At 59.9% G+C, this 20,049-nt stretch carries 23 protein-coding genes and 2 tRNA genes; 6 read left to right on the top strand and 19 right to left on the bottom strand.

From position 1 onward, the window contains the following. Positions 1-79 precede the first annotated feature (79 nt). The 6 genes from BLW62_RS08285 to BLW62_RS08260 all read right to left on the bottom strand — a co-directional run bounded on the left by BLW62_RS08285 (position 80) and on the right by BLW62_RS08260 (position 2,608). Positions 80-313 (bottom strand): hypothetical protein, encoded by a 234-nt coding sequence (locus BLW62_RS08285; RefSeq protein ID WP_090506638.1) that lies wholly within the window; start codon positions 311-313, stop codon positions 80-82. After that, a complete protein-coding gene (locus tag BLW62_RS08280) occupies positions 306-578 on the bottom strand; it encodes a hypothetical protein (protein ID WP_090506637.1) in 273 nt (90 codons plus the stop codon). Before BLW62_RS08280 ends, BLW62_RS08285 begins: the two co-directional genes overlap by 8 nt. Beyond that, entirely contained in the window at positions 575-1,171 is a 597-nt protein-coding gene (locus tag BLW62_RS08275) for a J domain-containing protein (protein WP_090506636.1), read from the bottom strand. The genes BLW62_RS08280 and BLW62_RS08275 overlap by 4 nt, the downstream gene beginning before the upstream one ends. Further along, positions 1,164-1,406 carry a DUF7563 family protein gene (locus tag BLW62_RS18965; protein WP_090506635.1) on the bottom strand — a complete coding sequence of 81 codons (243 nt, stop codon included), beginning with the start codon at positions 1,404-1,406 and terminating at the stop codon, positions 1,164-1,166. The genes BLW62_RS08275 and BLW62_RS18965 overlap by 8 nt, the downstream gene beginning before the upstream one ends. A 59-nt stretch (positions 1,407-1,465) precedes the next feature. Then, positions 1,466-1,642, bottom strand: a tRNA-Trp gene (locus BLW62_RS08265). Positions 1,643-1,687: 45 nt separating this feature from the next. After that, positions 1,688-2,608: a DUF5794 domain-containing protein gene (locus BLW62_RS08260; RefSeq protein WP_090506634.1), complete on the bottom strand. Its 921-nt coding sequence runs from the start codon at positions 2,606-2,608 to the stop codon at positions 1,688-1,690. Between the two features lie 486 nt (positions 2,609-3,094). Here BLW62_RS08260 and guaB point away from each other — a divergent pair, with 486 nt between their 5' ends. Beyond that, positions 3,095-4,597, top strand: coding sequence for an IMP dehydrogenase (gene guaB, locus BLW62_RS08255; RefSeq protein ID WP_090506633.1), 1,503 nt, complete (start codon positions 3,095-3,097; stop codon positions 4,595-4,597). A 139-nt stretch (positions 4,598-4,736) separates the two neighbouring features. On the opposite strand, the gene cmk is transcribed toward guaB, so the two are convergent. From cmk to BLW62_RS08230, 5 genes are all read right to left on the bottom strand, one after another. Continuing rightward, a complete protein-coding gene (cmk, locus tag BLW62_RS08250; RefSeq protein WP_090506632.1) occupies positions 4,737-5,348 on the bottom strand; it encodes a (d)CMP kinase in 612 nt (203 codons plus the stop codon). 48 nt (positions 5,349-5,396) lie between these two features. Continuing rightward, positions 5,397-5,867, bottom strand: coding sequence for a hypothetical protein (locus tag BLW62_RS08245; RefSeq protein WP_175459712.1), 471 nt, complete (start codon positions 5,865-5,867; stop codon positions 5,397-5,399). Between the two features lie 8 nt (positions 5,868-5,875). After that, positions 5,876-7,486, bottom strand: a complete 1,611-nt coding sequence (locus BLW62_RS08240; protein ID WP_090506631.1) for a sodium/proline symporter — start codon at positions 7,484-7,486, stop codon at positions 5,876-5,878. After that, positions 7,483-8,013, bottom strand: coding sequence for a hypothetical protein (locus BLW62_RS08235; protein ID WP_090506630.1), 531 nt, complete (start codon positions 8,011-8,013; stop codon positions 7,483-7,485). The genes BLW62_RS08240 and BLW62_RS08235 overlap by 4 nt, the downstream gene beginning before the upstream one ends. A gap of 285 nt (positions 8,014-8,298) precedes the next feature. Beyond that, positions 8,299-8,778 carry a cupin domain-containing protein gene (locus BLW62_RS08230; RefSeq protein WP_090506629.1) on the bottom strand — a complete coding sequence of 160 codons (480 nt, stop codon included), beginning with the start codon at positions 8,776-8,778 and terminating at the stop codon, positions 8,299-8,301. A 114-nt stretch (positions 8,779-8,892) separates the two neighbouring features. On the opposite strand from BLW62_RS08230, the gene BLW62_RS08225 reads away from it, so the two are divergent. Then, positions 8,893-9,390, top strand: coding sequence for a twin-arginine translocation signal domain-containing protein (locus BLW62_RS08225; protein WP_090506628.1), 498 nt, complete (start codon positions 8,893-8,895; stop codon positions 9,388-9,390). Between the two features lie 79 nt (positions 9,391-9,469). Here BLW62_RS08225 and BLW62_RS08220 read toward each other — a convergent pair whose 3' ends face one another. Beyond that, the gene (locus BLW62_RS08220; RefSeq protein ID WP_090506627.1) at positions 9,470-11,233 is read right to left on the bottom strand and encodes a YcaO-like family protein; all 1,764 of its coding nucleotides are present in this window, start codon (positions 11,231-11,233) and stop codon (positions 9,470-9,472) included. 163 nt (positions 11,234-11,396) lie between these two features. Here BLW62_RS08220 and BLW62_RS08215 point away from each other — a divergent pair, with 163 nt between their 5' ends. Next, positions 11,397-11,606 carry a hypothetical protein gene (locus BLW62_RS08215; protein ID WP_090506626.1) on the top strand — a complete coding sequence of 70 codons (210 nt, stop codon included), beginning with the start codon at positions 11,397-11,399 and terminating at the stop codon, positions 11,604-11,606. A gap of 79 nt (positions 11,607-11,685) precedes the next feature. On the opposite strand, the gene BLW62_RS08210 is transcribed toward BLW62_RS08215, so the two are convergent. From BLW62_RS08210 to BLW62_RS18635, 5 genes are all read right to left on the bottom strand, one after another. After that, entirely contained in the window at positions 11,686-12,120 is a 435-nt protein-coding gene (locus BLW62_RS08210) for an RNA-binding protein (protein WP_090506625.1), read from the bottom strand. 54 nt (positions 12,121-12,174) lie between these two features. Continuing rightward, on the bottom strand, positions 12,175-12,390 hold the full coding sequence (locus BLW62_RS08205; RefSeq protein ID WP_090506624.1) for a DUF1918 domain-containing protein: 216 nt from the start codon (positions 12,388-12,390) through the stop codon (positions 12,175-12,177). A 638-nt stretch (positions 12,391-13,028) separates the two neighbouring features. Beyond that, entirely contained in the window at positions 13,029-13,421 is a 393-nt protein-coding gene (locus tag BLW62_RS08200; RefSeq protein WP_139305388.1) for a DUF6176 family protein, read from the bottom strand. A gap of 189 nt (positions 13,422-13,610) precedes the next feature. Next, on the bottom strand, positions 13,611-13,913 hold the full coding sequence (locus BLW62_RS18285) for a hypothetical protein (protein ID WP_139305387.1): 303 nt from the start codon (positions 13,911-13,913) through the stop codon (positions 13,611-13,613). A gap of 351 nt (positions 13,914-14,264) precedes the next feature. After that, positions 14,265-14,441, bottom strand: coding sequence for a hypothetical protein (locus tag BLW62_RS18635; RefSeq protein ID WP_168170933.1), 177 nt, complete (start codon positions 14,439-14,441; stop codon positions 14,265-14,267). Positions 14,442-15,151: 710 nt separating this feature from the next. On the opposite strand from BLW62_RS18635, the gene BLW62_RS08195 reads away from it, so the two are divergent. Further along, positions 15,152-16,327, top strand: coding sequence for a phospholipase D-like domain-containing protein (locus BLW62_RS08195; protein WP_139305386.1), 1,176 nt, complete (start codon positions 15,152-15,154; stop codon positions 16,325-16,327). A 373-nt stretch (positions 16,328-16,700) separates the two neighbouring features. Here BLW62_RS08195 and BLW62_RS18630 read toward each other — a convergent pair. Further along, positions 16,701-16,853, bottom strand: a tRNA-Met gene (locus tag BLW62_RS18630). Positions 16,854-16,956: 103 nt separating this feature from the next. On the opposite strand from BLW62_RS18630, the gene BLW62_RS08190 reads away from it, so the two are divergent. Beyond that, positions 16,957-18,315, top strand: a complete 1,359-nt coding sequence (locus BLW62_RS08190; protein WP_090506621.1) for a DUF7115 domain-containing protein — start codon at positions 16,957-16,959, stop codon at positions 18,313-18,315. Between the two features lie 76 nt (positions 18,316-18,391). Here the strand turns inward: BLW62_RS08190 and BLW62_RS08185 are convergent, their stop codons facing one another. Then, positions 18,392-18,790, bottom strand: a complete 399-nt coding sequence (locus BLW62_RS08185) for a DUF5830 family protein (RefSeq protein WP_090507541.1) — start codon at positions 18,788-18,790, stop codon at positions 18,392-18,394. A 137-nt stretch (positions 18,791-18,927) separates the two neighbouring features. Between BLW62_RS08185 and BLW62_RS08180 the strand changes: the two genes are divergently transcribed. Further along, on the top strand, positions 18,928-19,734 hold the full coding sequence (locus BLW62_RS08180; RefSeq protein WP_090506620.1) for a TVP38/TMEM64 family protein: 807 nt from the start codon (positions 18,928-18,930) through the stop codon (positions 19,732-19,734). The last annotated feature ends 315 nt before the right edge of the window (positions 19,735-20,049 follow it).

Raw genomic sequence — 20,049 nt, 5'->3', positions numbered from 1 at the left:
GCACAGTCACTGCACAGGCGATGGGTGGCGTCGACCGTCGCGTCACACCGCTCGCACTCGTCGGACTCGACGACTCGAGTCATTGTTCACCCCGCTGGCGGTCAGCATCCGTGCCGTGTGTGCGATTGCACTCGGGGCAAACCAGCCCGTTCACGAGGTTCACTTCAAACGACTCGCCACAGTCGCAATAGACGGACTGCAGTTCTAACGGGAGTTGGCCGAGACTGTAACCGAGTTCGCGGTTGATGATCGACTCGAGTTCTTCAACACGCTCCTCGAGTTCGTCGCATCGGCAAGTATCGCGCTCAGACACCGCCGACCACCACGATTAGACTCAAAACCGCAGCTGCGCCAGCGCACGCACCGGCAAGAAACACGTAGCCGTGATGAACCCCACACGGGGTGTCCCAGCGATTAGTATCCCTCGAGTCGGTGCCACCGTCGGTACAGACCTCCCGATCTCCTTCGGCCTCGAGCGCACGCTTCACGTCGGCGTCGGTCGCTTGATGGGCTGGATGGGCTATGGGCGTCCCACTCTCGACATGATAGAGTTCGCTGGCCGGGACGAAGTGGGTCATCGTGAACCACCGTCCTCGGTCGTCAGGGCCTCTTTTGCAGCCGTGAGACGCTGGAATTCAGCCGAACTCCCGCCGTTGTCGGGATGGGCGTCTTTGACCTGCTCGCGGAAGGCACGCCGAACCTCGGAAGCACTCGCGTTCGAATCGACGTCCAAAATTTCGTGTGGTGGTTCGCGAGCCGCAATCGGTTCGTCGTCGGCCGGTGGGAGTCGCGCGTTCGCGAACTCGGACTCGCCGGTGACGACTGGCCGCTGTTCCATCTTACGCTTCTCGCGGACGTACAGCCCGACGGTGCGCACGTTGTCGCGGAGCCGCGAGAACCGGTCACAGGCAACGGCGTACTGCTCGCCGCTCATACTCCAGCGAAGCACAAACGCAGGACTGTCGGGGTTCGCTCGCGAGTACGGCCGCTGGTCGCTCTTTCGCTGGTTGGCGTCGAACGAGTAGCGGAAACTGTCGACCTCGAGGCGCGAGAGTTCCGCCTCGAGATCGTCGAACGCCTGCGACAGCGAGACATCGAAGTTCCGATTCCGTGTTTGGTCGTCCGTCGGCGTTCGCTCGAATCCGGCAGGCCACTCGAGGCGCTCAGACATCCGACCCACCCCCGTGGTGGCCGGGTGTCGTCTCTGGATCTGGAACGCCGACCGCTATCCCAGCTGCAGAGCCGCGCTGGATGCGCCGGTAGGAATCGCAGTGGCGACAGCGGTGAACGCGATCGTCGCCGTCACCGAACACACGGCCGAATTGGTCGGTGACGTACGACCCGCAATGGCGGCACGTCGACTCAGTTCCAGTCGACGGCCAGGGCGCGGTCGTCACGCAGACCACCCGCTAAGGAAGAAGTGTCGAAATGGCGAGAGAGAACGGCTCTCGCCTTTTATTTCACATGGGGTCGGAGGGATTTGAACCCCCGATCGACTGATATCTCCGGTGCGCCTCGGAACTCCAGAGGGTCATCACACGGACACTGATCAGGTGTCCGATCAGTATATCAGTTCTGGAGTGTCGTCCCGGGCGCCGTAGCCTCTGGAGTCAGTCGCCATCCCTGGCTTGGCCACGACCCCTCGAGTCTCAGTTGGGCTATCCTGCCTAAAGTGGTTTCGATTCGATTAGAGCCACGGGGCGCGCCCGTTGGTGTCGGTCGAGTCGTCTCCGGGGTAGGGGCCGGGGTCCGAGTCACCGTCGTCCTCGTTCGCTTCCGTCTCGAGATCGAACTCCGAATCCGAGTCGCCGCCGTCGGTGAGCGCACCCAGACTCGAGGTCGGTGAATCACCGTCGGTGGCATCGTTCGCGTCGTCGCTCGAGTCGAGTGGGAGGTCGATGGCGAATACGCCCGCGACGATGAGGGCGGCCAGCGGGGCCTGTCCGAAGGCCATCCCGAGCATCGAGAGGGGGAGCAAGCCGAGTGCGACGGCGCTACCGAAGCGGAAGCGATCGATGTCCATGCACTCGCGCAGGTACGGGCCGCTGAGGGCGATGGCGAGTGCGAACGCCACGCCGACGACCGCAGCGAGGGTGGCGTTTGCGACGAGTGCAGGGTCGTCCATGACGGTGAATGCGGCCCCGTTTGGATCGATACTGGCGACGAGTCCGAGGCCGATGATGACCATCGGGTTCGGGAGGTAGTCACCGATCGTCGCGCTCGCCGTCTTGGCTGCGATGGCGACGATGACGAGTGCTGCGAATCGCTCGAAGATGACGATGTCGAGGACGCTTCCGATCGCCGGCGCGAGGGCCGCCTGTATTGCCGCGAGCACGATGAGTGGGATGCCCACCAGCAGGACGATCATCGCTTGCTCGCGGGGTCCGCCGGTCATCTCGGCGAGAATGACGGCGACCGTTGCACTTCCGCCGAAGATCAACAGACCGACCTGGACGGCTCCTAACGGATCGTCGAGTGCACCCGCAAGGATTAACGCCGGAAACACCCCGTCGATGAGCGGGAGCATCATTACGAGCGCTAATAAGCGGGTGTCACCACCGACGAATCCCTCGAGGCGAAGGGCAACCGGGTGTCGTGAGGTACTCATTGGTCAGGGCTGGTGGCCATGACCCGAGGCCGGCGGGTAATAGGGGAGTCGGTCCCGTACGGACTGGTGTGGAAGGAACCAGCGCACTGGATTAGGGCCTCGTGCTGTGAGTTTTGGTGTAAATTTACCGAACTGGAATTTGGCGGCGTCACAGTCGACGCTCGTCAGGCCAGCGGTTCGGTTTTCACTGAAACTCACAGTGTACATACTGGATCGGACGACCGGATTCTCAATAAACGTTGTGTGAGAACCCGTTTCACAACCCGTCACTATCTCACCACTGGGGTGCAGACCCGGAGCAGAATGCACACATCTGGGATTTACTTTGTGTACTAAATCGACGGTATTTTAGACAAATCGGAACTTGGCCACACTATCGGACACCCTCTCCCTCACAGCGCGAGGCGAGTGCAGACTCGAGGGCGACCGAATCGTTCAGGGCAGCCATCTCGCAACGTTTTTGCGTCGCGGCTTCCGACGGTTTACATGGCGAACGACATCCCTGAGCAGGAGCCTTATTCTGAAAAATTACGGGTACCGGAGGCGCTAACGTTCGACGATGTCCTCTTGCGGCCCAAAGAGAGTCGTGTCGAACCAGACGACGCGGACCTCACCGCACACGTTTCGAGGAACGTCGAGGTGTCGGTGCCGATTCTCTCGGCGGCCATGGACACCGTCACGGAAAGTGGCATGGCCATCGCGATGGCTCGACACGGCGGACTCGGCGTCCTCCACCGGAACATGAACGTCGACCAGATGGTCGAAGAGATCGAGCGCGTCAAGAGCGCGGATGAACTCATCATCCCCCTCGATTCGGTCGTCACCGCGGACCCAGAGATGACGGTCCGTGAAGTCGACGAACGGATGGCACGAGAGGGCGTCGGCGGCGCACCGGTCGTGAACACGAACGGCGAAGTGTTGGGAATCATCTCGAGTACGGACATCCGGCCCCACCTCGAGGTCAACGAGGACGACGAAGTCACGGCGGCGATGACCGACGAGGTCATCACGGCGTCTGACGATATCGATCCACGCGACGCGTTCGACCTGATGTACGAACACAAGATCGAGCGCGTCCCAGTCGTCGACGACGAGAACCTTCTCGTCGGCCTCGTGACGATGCAGGGAATCCTCCAGCGCCGGGAGTACCAGGAAGCGGTCCGCGACGACGACGGCCGACTCCGCTGTGGCGTCGCCGTCAGTCCCTTCGAGCACGAACGGGCGACCGCCGCGGACGAGGCGGGTGCGGACGTGTTGTTCATCGACACTGCCCATGCGCACAACCTGAACGTCATCGACGGCGCTCGAGAGATCAAGGAGTCCGTCGACGCGGACGTCGTCGTCGGGAACGTCGGGACGCGCGAAGCGGCGGCGGACCTCGTCGACTTCGCGGACGGAATCAAAGTCGGCATCGGACCGGGGTCGATCTGTACGACGCGAGTCGTCTCCGGTTCGGGGATGCCCCAGATCACGGCGGTCGCACAGGTCGCAGACGTGGCGAGTGAACACGACATTCCGGTGATCGCCGACGGCGGTATCCGCTACTCCGGCGACGCCATTAAAGCGATTGCCGCCGGCGCGAACGCCGTCATGCTCGGCTCGTACTTCGCGGGGACCGACGAGGCCCCTGGACGCGTCGTGACGATGAACGGCAAGAAGTACAAACAGTACCGCGGCATGGGCAGCGTCGGCGCGATGAAATCCGGCGACAGCGACCGATACCTCAAGGACGAACCGGACGAAGACGACGAGTACGTGCCGGAGGGTGTCGAGGCCGCGACGCCGTACAAGGGCACGCTCAAGTCCGAACTCCACCAACTTGCAGGCGGGATGCAATCGGGTATGGGTTACGTTGGTGCGGCGACGATTCCCGAGTTCAAACAACGCAGCGAGTTCGTCCGCGTCTCCTCGGCCGGGCAGGCCGAGAGCCACGCCCACGACGTCGTTATCACCGACGAAGCCCCGAACTACTCGCCCGACAGCGACTGATCGGGCCAACTCGAGTTTCGCGTTTTCGTTCCGATTCCATCTTCCGAACTCGTGGGTTCACCTCGTTCGTTGGCAAAACTCACGGGTTCACGTTCTTCGGTAGCCGACCTCACGGGTTCGCGCCCTCGGGTAGCGGGCCTCACGGATTCACGTCCGGCGTCGAAAATGCCCCTTCGTCGGCATCCGGATCGTACTCTTCGATCGCCGTCCGGACGAGTTCGAAGACGCCGCGTTTACTCCAGCGCGCCGTGTTGATGTTGAGATCGTAGAGTTCGCGGTCGTCGATATCGATTTCGTAGTACGACTGATACCGGCCGGCTTCGCTGACCTCGCGTACCCGCATCTCGGCTTCGGTTTCGACGCGGTCGGCGATTCGCTCGAGGCGAACCGCTTCTGGTGCGTCGAGCCAGATGCGGAGGTCGGCGCGTTCGCCGGCGAGCCAGCCCGCGAGGCGGGACTCGAGGATGAACGGTTTGTTCGCCATGCCCCACTTTTCGGCGATCTGCTGGAGGCGCTGATCGATCGCGCGGTCGATGTCCGCGGAGGTGTCGGCCTGGGCCGTCAACTGGTTGAGGCTCAGCTCCCGATCGTCCGCGAGTTCGCGGAAGATATCGCCGCCGGAGACGTACGGACAGCCCATCGCGTCCGCGAGACGCTCACAGAGCGTCGTCGCGCCACACCCCGGCGGCCCAGAGACCGTGATGAAGAGTGTCGTCTCGATCTCGTCCGAGGTGGATGTATCCGTGGCCATACGTGCCCGGTCATCGCTCAGCGTGAAAAACCGTCTGGCCGAGGCGCGTCAGCGAAGCGACCACCGGTGGTCGGCGAGATCGATCGTAACGTCCTTGAGTCGCGGATCGTCCGCGAGGTCGGCAACGACGTCCCGCTGTGACTCGGCGGCACTGGTGCTGACGAGCGTCAGATCCCCATCGTAGCCGGTCGGGTCGCCGTCGGATTCCGTCCACTCGAGTTCGAGACGGGCGCGGCGAAATCGGGTCCCTTCGACGTGGCGGATCGACTCGAGGGCCTCGAGTGACACCGAGAAGTTCTGGTCGGCGAGTGACTCGAGGTCCTCGATCGGGGCGTCCGCGACGGTGGCGCGCTCGCGTTCGCCCATGTCCGCACGCAGTAGCATCGAGCGATACGACTGGCCGACGTAACAACAGACGAGTCGCTCGTCGGTAACCACGAGTTCCCAGAACTCGATGGAGTTCGGGCGCTGGCGAAGCCATCTCGTGAGTCTGGCGATCGGTTCGTCCGTTGTGGTCATCAGCATCGTCATCGTTCGAAGAGTGCGTGAAGGTCGTCCGGAAGCTGTCGTTCGGGCTCCGTGAACTGCTGTGCGAGTATCGAGACGAAGATGAAGACGGGCATCGCGACGAGCAACGAGATCGCTTCGGCCGGGACCTCCGGCGGGAACGGGTAGGTCGCCATGACCACGTTCTCGTTGAGCCACACGATGAACCCACCGCCAATGATGTCTGCCGCCTCCGGAATCACGTTGTAGACGACGTTAAACAGCATACCGACGACGAGCGCGGCGATCGCACCCCACTTCGAAGCCCCCTTCCAATTGAGCCCTAACACGACGATTGGGACGAACGCGGCCGCGAAGAACCCCCAGCTAATCGCGCCGAGAATGCCAACCAGCGCGTCGGAGAAGTAGACGACGACCGTCGAGAGGACCGTCAGCCCGGCCAACGCCCCCTGCGTGACTCTGAGTTCGGTCTTGCTGTCGGTGATCGGCCGTCCGAGTGCGCGGGGAATGTCCCTCGAGATGGCCGCCGCGCCGATGTTGAGGAACGAGTCGCTCGTCGACATGATCGCCGCGAGCAACGCGGCAAGGATCAGTCCGGCGATAACGCTTGGCGTGTACTCGAGGACGAAGACGGGGCCGACCTCACTGGCGCTGAAGAACGTCTCGACCTCGCCGGCTTCGACCATGGCTCGCATCGAGAGGCCCGCCGAAAAGGCGATCAGGCTCGAGATCGCGTAGGAAATCGCGGCGATCGGGGCTCCCCATTTGAGAATCGTCATGTCCCGACTCATGTAGAACTTCGTGATGAGGTGAGGTTGTCCGGCCGCGCCGACGGAGAACAGGACCCACCACGCGATGGCGACGAGAACGGCGGTCTCTGCGCCACCCATCGCGCCGAACGGCGAGACGAGTGCGGGATCCGTACTCGCGAGATTCTGCGAGATGTTCTCCATGCCACCGCCGAAGGAGAGCGCGTACGCGAAGACGAATCCGGCACCGACGATCATCGTGATCGCCTGCAGGAAGTCGGTCCAGACGCCGGCGATCATCCCGCCGAGCATGCTGTAGAGCAACAGGATGAGGGCCCCGCCGAGCAGGCCCCAGATAACTGGAATACCGAAAATCGCTCGCATCACGAACTGGAGTGCGGCCAGATTGACGGCGAGGTAGGCGACCACGCCGAGGGCAACGGCGACGCCGCTTAGCCCGCGCACCCACTCGCTCTCGTAGCGAACGTACATCGCGTCTGGGAGCGTCAACACGTTTCGAATGTCCGCGAGCAATCGCATTCGTTTCCCGAGCACGATCCACGTGATCAGGAAGCCAAGCGGTGCGGTGAAGAAGATCCACAGCGCAGTCGTCCCGAACTCGTAGACCAGTTCGGGGCCGCCGACGAAGCCGAACCCGGACTGAATCACCGAGAACGCGGTCAACGCGAGCACCCACGTCCCAATACTCTTGCCCGTGATCAGGAAGTCTTTCGTCGAGTCCGTCTGCATCCACCCCCAGACACCGATCGCGAGAACGATGAGCAGGTACGCTGCCCCGAACGCGATGATGACGGGATCGTCAGCGATGGGGATTCCCTCCTCCTGTAACGGCAGTGGTGTGAGCGCGAGTGGCGACTTCATTTGGTCTCACCTCCATCAGCCATGCCGGTGGCGTCGACCACTTCACTCTCACCGTCCGCGTCGCTCGCCTGTCGTGGCTGCTTGGGTGCCAATGGAAACGATTCCTCGCGCTGTCTCGCTCGAGCGGACTCAAGGATGTCGTCGACGATCTCGTCGCTCGCGATTCGATCGAAGATCAACGAGTAGTAGATTGCGGCGGTCAGCGGTAACAACCAGATGAACCCGAAGTAGATCAGCGTTGGCACCGGCACGCCGAGGACGTAATTGTACTCCGTAACGGAGGGATCCCACGTGAGCCAGATCCCACCGAGTCCGAGGAAGAAGAACACCGCGAGGCCCGCGATTAACCCCGTGTAGGGTGCAAACGCCGGATCGCTGTCGCTTCGTTCGATCGTCGCGGAGGCGATCACCGCGAGGATAATCATTGCTCCGACGATCGAGAACGCTCGATACCACCCGAAACTCGCCGTTGCGAGCGCGATCAGTGATAATGCACCAATCGCACCCATCGTCGTATTTCGTGCCATAGTGTGTGCTTTCCCGCATCGATCGTGTGTCATCGCCCGCTGAACCGTCCCTGTCGTCCCCATCCTGACGGAACACCTCGAGGCCGGTGACGGCTGTTGGGACGGAGTGACAGCGGACGTTGGGTCGCGATCGCTGTGGATCTCTGCCACGGTAGTATTTACCACGAACTAGACTCCCGAGAATGTACTTGTTAACATGTCAATAGTCCGCGCGTGAGCGTCCCCGTCTTCGGGTTGAACGCACGGACGACATCAAACGGACTCGAAAAGAGACACGTCGGAGATTCAGTTGGCCGTGAACGCGTTGTCACAGTCCGTACAACGCATTTCGAACGCCCCCGCATCCGTGAGGTTTACGCCGTGAGCGACGGTTTCCTCACACGCTCTGCAGTACACCATCGATTCGATCTCGTCCCAGTCGTGTTTCGCACCCGGTGCACCGAAGGCGAATCCGACGACCGTCTCGTCACCGTCGTTGTAGCCGTGCTGGAACTCGCCCGGTCCAAAGCGGATCACTTCGCCGGCCCCGACGGCGACGTCGCCGTCTTCCGTCTCGAACGTCGCCTCACCGTCCTCGACGTAGAACACTTCCTCCTGATCGTAGTGGGTGTGGTACCCACCGGAAAACGATTCGTCTGGCTCGAGTTCGAAGTAGTTCATCGCGAAGTCACTGAACTCGAGAGCCTGTGAAATCGGTCGTCGAATCGAGTGGACGTCCATCGGATTCGGTTGGGTGTCGACCTCGTCAATCGCAACTTTCTCCATATGAGTGTGTGTCTGTTCGACACGACATAAATACACACGGTTGCGAAAGCCACGCTATCGGCGGCTGGCTCCCAAACAGTAACGCCTACGGTCGTCGGTTCCCGACAATAGCGTGTGAACCGCCGTACGTTACTCCAGTCCGCCGGCGTCGCCGCCACTGTCGGGCTCGCAGGTTGTGTCGACGGCGTCCGCGAGCACTTCGGGTTACAGGGAATCGTCCCGATCGAAATTCACAGCGAGGCCGAGGAGAGCCGAAGCATCGTCCTCGAGGCTCGAGAGCGAGAGACCGGCCGTGAGAGCTACGACCAGAGCATCACCGTCGGTCCGAACGAAACCGTCGGCCCGCCGAATCTCAATCGAAACGAACAGAGCTTACGCATCGCCGAAATCCACGATGACGAGGAAGGCGAGGTCCTCGAGGCGTCGATCACGGAAGACTCCCAACTCGTCGTCATCGAAATCACCGACGACGAGATGACGGTGGAAGTCGACGAAGGCGATGATGCCGATAACCACACCGTCGAAGACGACTCGAATGGGGTGGACGATTCGGACGAAGACGACGATTCAGACGACTCCGAGACCACCGACGAAGACGACGCCGACGACTAACCAACCCCGAACGACGTATACGGAAAATCACGCCCGTGTGAGAGTCCGTGCGCTTGTGTTCTGGCGATGACGTCTTAGATTACGGATACGGATGATACTCCCGCTCGAGTCGCGACTCGAAGCCCAGATCCGCCGGAACGGTCTCCGCGCGTTCACCGAAGAACGGGTCACCGGTAAACAGTGGCTGTGCACCCGGCACGACGACGCGAACGGCCTCGAAGCCGATCTGAGAGACGTCCCGCGTCGTCACTCGCGTCGCATACGGCGTGAGTCCGACATCGGTCGTTCGCGAGACGAGTTCCTCGAGGGCGACACGGCCCGTCGGTGGTGAGTCGGGACCGACGCTGTCGGCGGGAATCGTCCGATCGACGTCGACGAACGACTGAACCACCTCGGGAAGCGCCGCGTACGCTCCGATCGATCCGGAGGCGTCGTCGGCGTCTTCGGGGCCGAGCCCGCGTAGTTCCATCCAGTTTTGCAGCGCCTCCTCGAGCGCCGAGCGTGCAACAGCGGTTGCGTCGAGTCCCGCGGCCGAGCCGACGGCGAACGCGGGCCACTCCTCCCCCTGGGGATCGACCGGCGTCTCGAGGGCGTCTGGATCGCGGTGGACGGCGACGGCGACGACGGGAACGTCGATATCCTGCGTGACGAGCAACGGCGTGACGGTCAACCCCTCACTTCGTGCGCGACGCTCGAGGACGTCGTACGTCTCGTCGTCGACGGCCAGTCCTAACGGGTCGAACGTCGAGTACCACCCGAGCATGGTCGCGTCGCGTTCGATGACCTCCGTGAGCCCCGACAGCAGGGCGTCGACGGTCGACGAGCCGAGTCCCAGTCCTGTGGTGATCGGCGGAAAGAGTCGCTCTCCGGGCTGTGGAAAGTGAACGGCACTCGCGTGTACGTTCGCGTTCGCTCCCGTCTCGAGGTTCTCGCCGGGAACCCACCGCGAGTCCGCACTCGAGTCGAACGCCGGCGCGTCGTCCGGGCGAACGAGGTCGGTCGGCGAGACGACATCGTCGAGGTCGTCTTCGCTCGCGTGGACGAAATCTTCCTCTCGATAGACGCCAGCACAGTAACGCTCGAGGCCCTCACCGACGGCTTTCATCAGGGCCTCGTTCCAATCGTCGGCGACCCCGGCCGCCTGCGATGGCGCGCTCGCGTCGCTGAAGTGAGACGTTTCCGCCGCCGTGGCGAGGTAGTACGGCGCGGGAAACGACGACACTTCGCCGATGTTCTTGATAATCCCGACCCGGCCGTCGATAGCCGCTTCCGCGTGTTCGACCGCCACGTCGAGTGATAGCGAATCGTCGTCGCGCTCGAGCGTCCGATTCCGTTCTTCCTGCTGGCATCCACATCCCGGAACTGGCAGGAATCGACGCCGATTGTAGGGGAGTTCGACGGCGTGGCCGATCACCGATTGCTCCTCACCCGAGAGCACGCGAACACACTCCCGTCCCGCGTGCGCACCCGCCAGTCGGGCGGCGCTCCGATCGCCGCTCGCTCGTTCGCTGACGGCGTCCTCCTCGAGGTTCGCGGCGACACGGTGGCGGAGACAGTCGAAACAGCCGGTTGCGGACGCAAAGCCCGAGACGGCCGCGTCGACGCCCTCGAGTGGGTGTCCGCCGATGCCGCCGATTTCGACGGCGATCCACGGCGTCCCGCCCGCCTGGGCTGCATCGCTCGCGTGGCTGAACGTCGCTGCGCCGGCGACGTCGCTGACGATGCCAAACCGCGCGTCCTCGAGATCATCTGGTTCGGCGTCGACGACGCTGACGTCGACATCACCGAGTGCGGCGACGACGGCTGACCGAACCGGATCGTCACCGACGAGATGGATATCCATACGTACACGCTCACAGGCCGGCATCAAAAGCGCCGCGCTCGCCAACTACTGACCGGGGGCCGATCGCAGTCTCTGCTCACTCACTGAACCGTCGTCATCCGGTGGAACCCGACGGCTGCAAGCATCGAGCGTTTTCCGTTCGTCTCCGTTGGCTCGAACCGCCATGGCTTCGACTCAGACGCAATCCGACCGACTGAATCGACTGAAAAATGCGAGCGTCATCACGACGGCGATCGACGCCACCGTCGAGATCGCGAAGGGACGACGGAAAACCGGACTGTTGTTACTCGCTGCGGCCGCACTCTCCTCGAGAGTTCCGGGCGTCGGGACGGCGGCATCGGTGCTTTTGCGGATCTACCGTCGGCTCCGGTAGTCCGCATCCGAGACGGTCGTCTCCGTAATAACCGTAAAAAACCTCGACGAAATCGCTAACGGCCGTTTCGAGACAGCGACTATTCGTCTCGAAGCCGCTCGAGCACTTCTTCGGCGTTCTCGACGGCCTGTGCTTTCTTCGCGGGATAGGCTTCCACCTTGGCGCGGACGGTGATGCCATCGCCCAGACGGACGTCCCCTTCGAACGCGGCCTGCTTGTCGAGGCGCAAGAACAGTTCCGTGTTGTCGGTGACCCGCTCGTCGAGTTCGTCGATCAGCGTCTCGAAGGACTCGAGGTCGGCTAATCTCGAGAGGGCGTGTCGGACGTCGTCCGCTCGCTCGAGGCGAGCCGAGAGGACGAGAATGCGGTCGCCGTAGTGGCCCTCACTCTCTGCACGCTGGATTTCGAACTCTTCGGGGAGGAACGTTCGGAGTGCCTCATCGACGCGTTTCTCGTCCTCAGTGGCGTAACAGAACGTGCGAATATCGACGTAATGAAGCGGGATCTGTGGCATCTGATCTCGGTAAGTTGTGTGAATTCTGCGTCTCTCGAGACGCCAGGTAGTCGGTTATTCGTCGTCGACGTCTTCGGCGTCGTCGTCCTCTTCGTCAGCTTCCTCGAGGGCGTCTTCGGGAACCCCGGTTTCCTGACCGTCTTCGAAGCTGATCGTGTACGTGACGTCGCCGAACATCGACTCCATCGTCTGGGTGATGGTGCCGGTCTCTCCGTCGAACTCGCTGTGCTCGTCGTGCAGGACGACGCGGTCGTCTTCGTCGAAGCTCATGCCCCTGAATTCCCCGCCATCGCGTAAAAAGGGACTGATTTGGATGTCCAGTTCTTGAAGACTTCAAGAAGATACAGGTCCAATTCAGACTAATCTACGGCGTTCTCCCAAAAGATTCTATCGAAGAACTCACACCCGCGAGGAGCAAGGTCTTCGAGGCGCAGGGTTAGGGAAAGTCAAGCGAGTATCCCTCTCCAAAATCTCTGCGCTCGAGAGATCAAATGCTATCAATATCAATTGCTCGAGACGATTCGGTGATGGGGAAGCGATGTATCGGTGGAAACAGATGCGATGCTGAGGAGCGGAAGTCCATGTGAGATATGGAAGGTCCAGATTCAATGACGGAAGTGACTACGCCCCCTGAGAAGATCCCGCATACACCTATTAGAGTCTAAGGCATTCAAGAGTAGTACGCTTTTTAAAATACGCGATAGTTTTGAGCTTAAGAAGTCTCAGGCACACCAGTTTTAGATATAGCTCAGATTTGACGAAACATTAGGTCCATTGACATCTCTGGACTACTTTTAGCCCCGTTTTAATATGAAAACACGCACACTACAGATGCGAACTGACCGCCGATCGATCTACCAGTTACGATAGATTCCCCTAGCACTGTGCATCTTGCACAGTGCGTGTCATCAAGATTCATCAGCGTACTGCTGAACGACGAAGTCGCTCGAGCGTTCGGGACTCACACCGTGGAGTAGGGGTTCGAAATCACCGGCCTCATCCGGGTTTTCCAAAACCTCCTCCATCATCGCGTCTTCAACATCGTGCAGCGGGTGTGTCGAGGCATGCCGAGCGTTGACGAGTTGCTCCATTGATTCTGCTTCGAGGTACCAGACGAAGTAGTCTCCATCTTCGGTGTGTTCGATGAACAACGAAATTGTATGGAGGCTTTCGGCTTCCCAGATGTCCTGAACCCCTTTGCTGTCAGCTTCGGTTTCATCCACCATCTCTGCAATCCATTCACGGAGACGCTCAGTCTTACCGGGACGAATTTTTTGCTTTCGGATGAAAGTTTCTGCCATCAAGAAATGAATTCATTCAATAGTCTGATAACAATTGCGAAAGACTACACAGATACTCTGTATGATTGCGGGCCGTGCTTGACATGAAGCGAAGAGTCCGGTGAGTTGAACGGTATGTGTGTATACTGTACTTACCGTGAGGGAGGCCAATATATCATCTACTGTGAATCCCAACAAAGCAGATTTTTATTAATAAGAGGCCCACCAGCGACTCGAAGCAGAGGCAATCCCGACTCCAATTGTGATAGCATGTGAATAGAAGAACTCCGTGAGAGTCTGAGCCAGATACGCCTCGTCCAGTGGCCATGGTAGTAGCTTAGCTAAATAGAAGTCGAACAAGAAACCCATAGCCTGATCAAAATTCCCAGTAGATGCAAGTCCAAACAAAAATGTGAAGAAGCTTAGAACCGCTCCTCCGTGAATATACATATTGATTGGATTGCCGGATGCTGATCCAACTGCGTAATTCACAGCCCCGGTGTTTCTCCCCATGTCGTCCTACATGAGAATACGGGAAACTGATATATGTGGGTGTCGCTGGTTTGATTGAAAATTGCGTGGTTTGCTTTTGGTCTGAGAGGGTTCATTTCTCCTTTTGCTCGTCGCCTACTGCGAGATTGATTTGCGTTCTTTCGGCAATTTTTATAACAATAATATGATATGTGGGGCGCAGCTATATAGGTATTTTCAAGAATCGAATATGATAATGGGACTGATTCGACTGTCCCTGATCCGATGTTCGTCCGATTCGACGTTCACAGGGTGGGTGGGACGAACTGACGCCTGGGTGGGACCAACTGACGCTTAGCTCTCCGGGGGATGACTCGAGTCTCCCACAGCGAGTTACTGCATGCTATCGAGGGCGACGGCAGTATCGGACATGAGCCACGCGTCGTCACTGGAGGCGTCTTCGATGCTGAGCGCGTAAAACGACTCGCGTCCATCGTCGACGGTAATACGGTAGCTGTGACTCTCTAACGGTTCGGGCTGAACGGGGACGTTCGATTCGGCGGGGGCCACATACGTCTTCAGGAATCTGCGTGTATAACGCACTCGGTCTCGAGGTGCTCTCCTCGACGATGAGAGTCCCCGGAATCTGTGAGTGTGTTAGCCGTTCAGTGGGTGTATTCCGATTCACCGACGGTGATCGATCTACCTCCGACTTTGATTCCACGCCCGCTGCAACTGTCGTATCGTCTGGAAGAATCCGCTCGCTGATGTATCCCACCTGTTGTGAATCGAGGTGAGACTGGATTCGCTCGAGGGCAATCGTACACTCGCTGGGCGAGTTCCCGTGGAGGTGGTATCGCGCCCAAATTCTCGCGGCTTACAGATCCCGACAGTAGTGTCCGTCACAGGGGATCGACTCGACTCGAAAATCTAATCAGTTCGTTCGATTATCGTGTTTCGCGGAGATGGTCACGATGGGGAGTCGGGTTCGAATCGACTAAAGGGGGACCAGCGAACGAATGGGCTCTTCCGATGGGGTGACCGCGGGCACCTCGATGGTACGGTCACACTCTTCTCAGGCTCGTACTGACGAGCGCATATGGTAACTTGCCACCGTCGCCGTTCCCCTGATTTCACCTCGTCTCGACCTGTATCGTGAGCCTACCGGTCCGTGTCGGGGGCAGTTGCAAACGCCTACTAATGGGAGACAATACCAAGCATACGAACTCGTGAACGCGACCAGACGATCCGTTCTCACGGTGCTCGGTTCGGTGGGAACGATGGGTTCTCTCACACTCGGATCTAACCAGCACTTGGAGGCGTCGAGGGACGATCGATCCGCTCCAATCGAGCCGATCTTTAGTTATCCAACAGTCGGTGCATCCGACGACGTACACGAGCGGACGGTACGCGACTTGCTCATACAGGCTGTTCCGGGAACTGCGGTCCATCTCACCACGTTCACGTTTACGCGTCCTCCGCTGGCAAGGGCATGTATCGCTGCTGCAGACCGCGGCGTCGACATCCACCTTCTACTCGACGACAACTCCGTCGGCGCTGATGCGACTCAGTTGTTACGCGAGCAACTGGACAGCCGAGTGTCGATCACCGAAGACGGAGCAATTGGGCACAACAATAATCACAACAAGTTCCTCCTGGTAGAGCAACTGACGACGGGGGAGTCGAACGTCGTCTGGCAGTCCACGTCAAACTTCACGAGAAAGCAGTTGTACCGTCACAATACGTCGGTGGTGTTTCGAGAGGACGACACGCTGTACGACATCTACCGACACTACTGGAACGAGTTGGCCGCTGGAAACACCGACCTCGACTACAATCGAATTGAAGAAACCGATTCGGCGACCGTCTACTTTTCGCCGCGATCAGACATCGACACCCACCTCGAAGCACTCAGAAACGTCGTCCCGGGCCCAGATACGACGATACGATTCATGAACTCGATCTGGAACACGAATCGTCTCACGGTCGTCGACCGTCTCGCCGAACTCATCGAACAGGAGTGTCGTGTCGAGGTAATCCTCAACGAATCGGAGAGTACCGTCGGCCCGAACCTGCGAGCCGCAGGCGCAGCGGTACTCGAATATCCGGATATCTCCCTGTCGGACGGAACGGGGTCCGAAATTCCACCCAACGTCCATTCGAAGAACATGCTGATCGACGCGGATTTCGACATCGGGAGGGGAAAGACCGAACGGAGAAAACTCGTCTTCACGGGATCCCAGAATCTGAGCGGACCGGGATTATCCGATAACGACGAGACCTTCCTGCAAATCGAAAACGACGACGTATACTGTAAGTTTCTCACCGACTGGAAACTCGTTCACGAGCAGGGGACCCGCCTGTCTAACGGAGGGGCCACGGCATTCACTCGACCCAGAACAGAGCACGTCGTCGAGTCCGTCGAGTGTGCATCGTCGACATCCCGGCGTCCCTAACTGGGTGCTCGAGTACCGTGACCACCTTCACGAGTGTGGGGCAGTTCCCCGCCGAGTATCAACGCCGCCAGGGACACCCGCGAGCCGTGAGCCGTCGTGCGAGCGAGGCTACTCGTGTGGAGGAGCGGGTTTCAACAGAGCCAACGCTGCCTCCCCTTTCGAAAATACTCGTAACCGATTGAATCGTGAACGGGCGTCGAGTCCTTTTGAGCGCGTCTGGGGAGGGCTCCGAACCGACGAGAGAGCAAAGCACTTGCGTGCCCTCGAGTGTGAGTGTAGAGAACGATCGAGGACCGACGGGTTCGTCGCCTCGTTCTGGCACTGACTTTCAGACTCGTTACTCACTCGTTCGTGACATCGTGTAGAAAGCCAGTGCCCGGGGAGGGCTCCGAACCCTCGATCTCCGCATGTCCCAGGTTCGAGGCTCGGCAGTCCTCTGGTGGGACACGGAGGCTTCCAAGGCGAAACCGCACCGAATCTCTGAACCCTATGAGTGCGGCGCTATGTCCAGCTAAGCCACCCGGGCTCACTAATCGGTAGTGCGGTGTGTTTCTTTAACCTTCTTATTCGACCTGAGCGTGCAACGTTGACCCACGGATTTATCACACGGCCTTTCTAACTACCCGCGCATGAGCGTTCCCGGCATCGTCCAATCTACTCTCGACGGCGAGGAAATCGCCGCTCGAGTCTCCCTCGGCGGCGAAGACGAACTGTTCGTCACTCCCTCGAAAACCCTCGTCTATAGCTCCGAAGGCCTCTTGAGCGACGAATCGACGACCGAGTACTCCCACGACGCAGACCGACTCACACTCGCTGAAGGTCGCCGAAAGACGAAATTCTCCCTCGAGTATCCCCTCGAGGGGACGAAGGAGTTCACCATCCCAACGGGAAAAACTGGGGCGGTCTTGCACCCAGTGCTGGCCGGTGTGTTGAACGGAAACGGGATCACCGACGCCGGTGAGACGGTCGTACAGACCTATCGGTTCAGCGAACTTACGTTGATCATCACGAGCGATCGACTCGTCAAGCACATCGGCGGCGCAGTATGGGACGACGACTACGAAGAGTACCACTTTAGCGACGTGACGAACCTGTCGTTCGAAGACGGTAGCGTTGCAACGCAGATCGTCCTCACCGTCGGCGGCCGCCCACAGCGGATCAAAGCACCCAACGAGGAGGCGAACGACCTTCGCGAACGCCTCCAGCGAGCGCTCTTTGCCTACCACGACGTCGGCTCGCTCGAGGAACTCAACGAGCGTCTGGGCGACGACGAGGCCGAGCAGGACCGACAGTCCTCGTCGGTCGACTTCGGCGAGAGCGTCGAACCGCTCGGTGCAAATCCACCCGAACCGGACGAACACGAGACGGCCAAGAGCACCGCTGCACGGGCCCACGAGCTGGACCAGTCGAACGACCAATCTCGAAGCGATGCCGACGAGACGAGTACGGAGGCCGCTCAGGAAGAACGCACCCAGCAGACACAACACGTTCGCCAGTCCACACAGCGCCAACAGCAATCGACCGAGCCAGATTCACCAGCAGCGAACGCGGCCGAAACGGAGAGCCAACAGCAAGACCCAACGCGCCACCGCCAGCGACCAGACGCCGACGAAGCGGAGTCGACGGCCGACGTATCGAGTGACTCGCCGCCCGTCGACGAGCGCGCCACGGCTGTCGACTCCGACACGACGAACACCGAATCAGCGGCGACTGAACAGCGAACAGCCCCGCTCGAGGAATCGACGTCGCTCCTCGGCGCTGCGGACACGGACGACACCAATTCCACGAGTGAAACGACCGCTACCGGTACTGGCACTGAAACCGAAACCGGAACCGAAACTGAGACCGGAACCGACGACCCGACAACCACCGAATTGCTCGAGCGCGTCGAGTCACTCGAGGATGCGGTCGATCGACAGAACACGCTTCTCGAGCGCCAACAGCAGACGATCGAACAGCTCATTTCCGAACTTCGTGCGAGCCGATAACCGTGATATTGCGGTTTTTAGCGTGATGCAAGTGACCCTGCAGTGCGATCCAGTCGACCGTCTCCTCAGGAGCGGATCAACCGTCTCGTCCCGTCACTTTTCGAATGCACGAAGAGCCAAACGGCCCAATCTCCCCCGCGTCGAGTGAGATGAAATAGCCCGTCGTCACGCCGGTGCCACACCGTTTGCACGAGAAATCCCCTTCCTTCGTAATGACGTCCTGTTCGTATCGGACGTACTGGCGGCTCTTCGGGCGGATGATCCCGTCTTCGCGCTCGATGATCCCCCGGAGTTCCGCTTCGTCGAGGATGGTTCGCGTGACGGCAGGATCGGTCGTCACCGTCTCGATCCGGTCGATCACGTTGGGCAACTCGAGTGACTCGTGCTCGAGTCGCTGGAGCAGCGCTAATCCGAGTGACACGCGGTCGTCCTCGGCGTCGACGGAAGCGACGGGGTCGCGTTCGTCTCGATCCATCGGTGGCAATCGGTCTGTGATGTCGTGCCCGCGCGAATAAACGTTGTGTCGTCGCTCGTGGCCCACGTTGGTGATCGATTCGTCGGAAGATAAGACGAGTCACAAAGGATTCAATACTCGACTGACAACGTCGATCGATGACCGGGTCGTCGGTGGCCGCTCGCGCGCTCGTCGGTGCGATCAGCATCATCGCGATCGTTACCGCAGGAGTGCTCGCTTCACCGACATCGATGCTCGAGTCTGCTGATTCGGTGTCAACCGAACCCGTGGTGTTCGGCCTCCTCGTGCTCGGACTCTACCTCGTCCGACCGCTGTTCGTCTTGCCGACGACACCCCTCGCAATCGTCGTTGGCTACGGGTACGGCATCTCGGTCGGGGTTCCAGTCGCACTGGTCGGTGTGGCGATTACGGTGACGCCGGTGTTCTTCGGTGCACGCTGGGTGGCTGGCACTGAAAGCGATCCGTCAGCCGGCGGTTCGACACCCGACCGACCGTCGACCGACCACTCGAGCGACGACACAGGAACGACCGTTCCGAGCGGTCCGATTGCGACGGTCTTCTCTGAATTCCGCGACCGTGTGCTGGTTCGCTCGAGGTCGGTCGTCTCTCGATATTACGACACGGCGGGACCAATTCGGGGTGTCGTGGCGTCGCGACTCGTCCCGATACCGTCCGACATCTCGACGTGTGCTGCAGCGGTGAGCGGGGTCAAATACCACCAGTTCATCCTGGGGACGATTGCTGGTGAACTCCCGTGGACGATCGCTGCGGTCGTCGTCGGATCGTCTGCGGCGACGATCACGACTGCCGGCCTCGGAGAACTCAGTCTCACGCTCACCGTCGCGTGTATTCTCGCTGCAATGGTACTCCTCGCCGGGCCGATCTATCGGTTCGTCCAGAGACGACTTCGGACTCGACCTGACGGGAAGCCGACAGATCGGTAGCATAGTGGGTTCAGACCGTCCTCAACGCGGCTAGTGTCATATCGACCCGTCGTCAATCAGCAAATCACAGAATACCGTGAAGACGTTCTCGGTTCCTTGTACGGGTCGATATTTCCCATTCATTTGAGACGACATTCACTCCTGTCACTATTCTATTCGAGAGTACAGCGGCTTAGACCAAAAGAAGTTCAAACAATGTTCTGGACAGAATTGGAAGTATTCTGGTGAAACGAAACCCAGCCGTCTATGAACAGAACTCGATTTGTTCTATGGCGAGTGGGGGAAATTGTAAATATCTTAATACAGTCATGAAAT

The sequence above is a fragment of the Natronorubrum sediminis genome (assembly GCF_900108095.1).
In the GTDB taxonomy this organism is placed as follows: domain Archaea; phylum Halobacteriota; class Halobacteria; order Halobacteriales; family Natrialbaceae; genus Natronorubrum; species Natronorubrum sediminis.
Note: the sequence above shows the minus strand (reverse complement) of the source record. Positions and strands in the feature narration are given on the sequence as shown.

What these genes read in the sequence shown, in the direction of transcription:
- BLW62_RS08230 (WP_090506629.1), bottom strand. Translation starts at nt 8,778, where the DNA reads ATGGAGAAAGTTGCGATTGACGAGGTCGACACCCAACCGAATCCGATG.
- BLW62_RS18285 (WP_139305387.1), bottom strand. Translation starts at nt 13,913, where the DNA reads ATGGGGAGAAACACCGGGGCTGTGAATTACGCAGTTGGATCAGCATCC.
- cmk (WP_090506632.1), bottom strand. Translation starts at nt 5,348, where the DNA reads ATGGCCACGGATACATCCACCTCGGACGAGATCGAGACGACACTCTTC.
- BLW62_RS08235 (WP_090506630.1), bottom strand. Translation starts at nt 8,013, where the DNA reads ATGGCACGAAATACGACGATGGGTGCGATTGGTGCATTATCACTGATC.
- BLW62_RS08280 (WP_090506637.1), bottom strand. Translation starts at nt 578, where the DNA reads ATGACCCACTTCGTCCCGGCCAGCGAACTCTATCATGTCGAGAGTGGG.
- BLW62_RS08205 (WP_090506624.1), bottom strand. Translation starts at nt 12,390, where the DNA reads ATGAGCTTCGACGAAGACGACCGCGTCGTCCTGCACGACGAGCACAGC.
- BLW62_RS08180 (WP_090506620.1), top strand. Translation starts at nt 18,928, where the DNA reads ATGACCGGGTCGTCGGTGGCCGCTCGCGCGCTCGTCGGTGCGATCAGC.
- BLW62_RS08190 (WP_090506621.1), top strand. Translation starts at nt 16,957, where the DNA reads ATGAGCGTTCCCGGCATCGTCCAATCTACTCTCGACGGCGAGGAAATC.
- BLW62_RS08185 (WP_090507541.1), bottom strand. Translation starts at nt 18,790, where the DNA reads ATGGATCGAGACGAACGCGACCCCGTCGCTTCCGTCGACGCCGAGGAC.
- guaB (WP_090506633.1), top strand. Translation starts at nt 3,095, where the DNA reads ATGGCGAACGACATCCCTGAGCAGGAGCCTTATTCTGAAAAATTACGG.
- BLW62_RS08275 (WP_090506636.1), bottom strand. Translation starts at nt 1,171, where the DNA reads ATGTCTGAGCGCCTCGAGTGGCCTGCCGGATTCGAGCGAACGCCGACG.
- BLW62_RS08240 (WP_090506631.1), bottom strand. Translation starts at nt 7,486, where the DNA reads ATGAAGTCGCCACTCGCGCTCACACCACTGCCGTTACAGGAGGAGGGA.
- BLW62_RS08195 (WP_139305386.1), top strand. Translation starts at nt 15,152, where the DNA reads ATGGGTTCTCTCACACTCGGATCTAACCAGCACTTGGAGGCGTCGAGG.
- BLW62_RS08260 (WP_090506634.1), bottom strand. Translation starts at nt 2,608, where the DNA reads ATGAGTACCTCACGACACCCGGTTGCCCTTCGCCTCGAGGGATTCGTC.
- BLW62_RS08210 (WP_090506625.1), bottom strand. Translation starts at nt 12,120, where the DNA reads ATGCCACAGATCCCGCTTCATTACGTCGATATTCGCACGTTCTGTTAC.
- BLW62_RS08215 (WP_090506626.1), top strand. Translation starts at nt 11,397, where the DNA reads ATGGCTTCGACTCAGACGCAATCCGACCGACTGAATCGACTGAAAAAT.
- BLW62_RS08200 (WP_139305388.1), bottom strand. Translation starts at nt 13,421, where the DNA reads ATGGCAGAAACTTTCATCCGAAAGCAAAAAATTCGTCCCGGTAAGACT.
- BLW62_RS08245 (WP_175459712.1), bottom strand. Translation starts at nt 5,867, where the DNA reads ATGACCACAACGGACGAACCGATCGCCAGACTCACGAGATGGCTTCGC.
- BLW62_RS08220 (WP_090506627.1), bottom strand. Translation starts at nt 11,233, where the DNA reads ATGGATATCCATCTCGTCGGTGACGATCCGGTTCGGTCAGCCGTCGTC.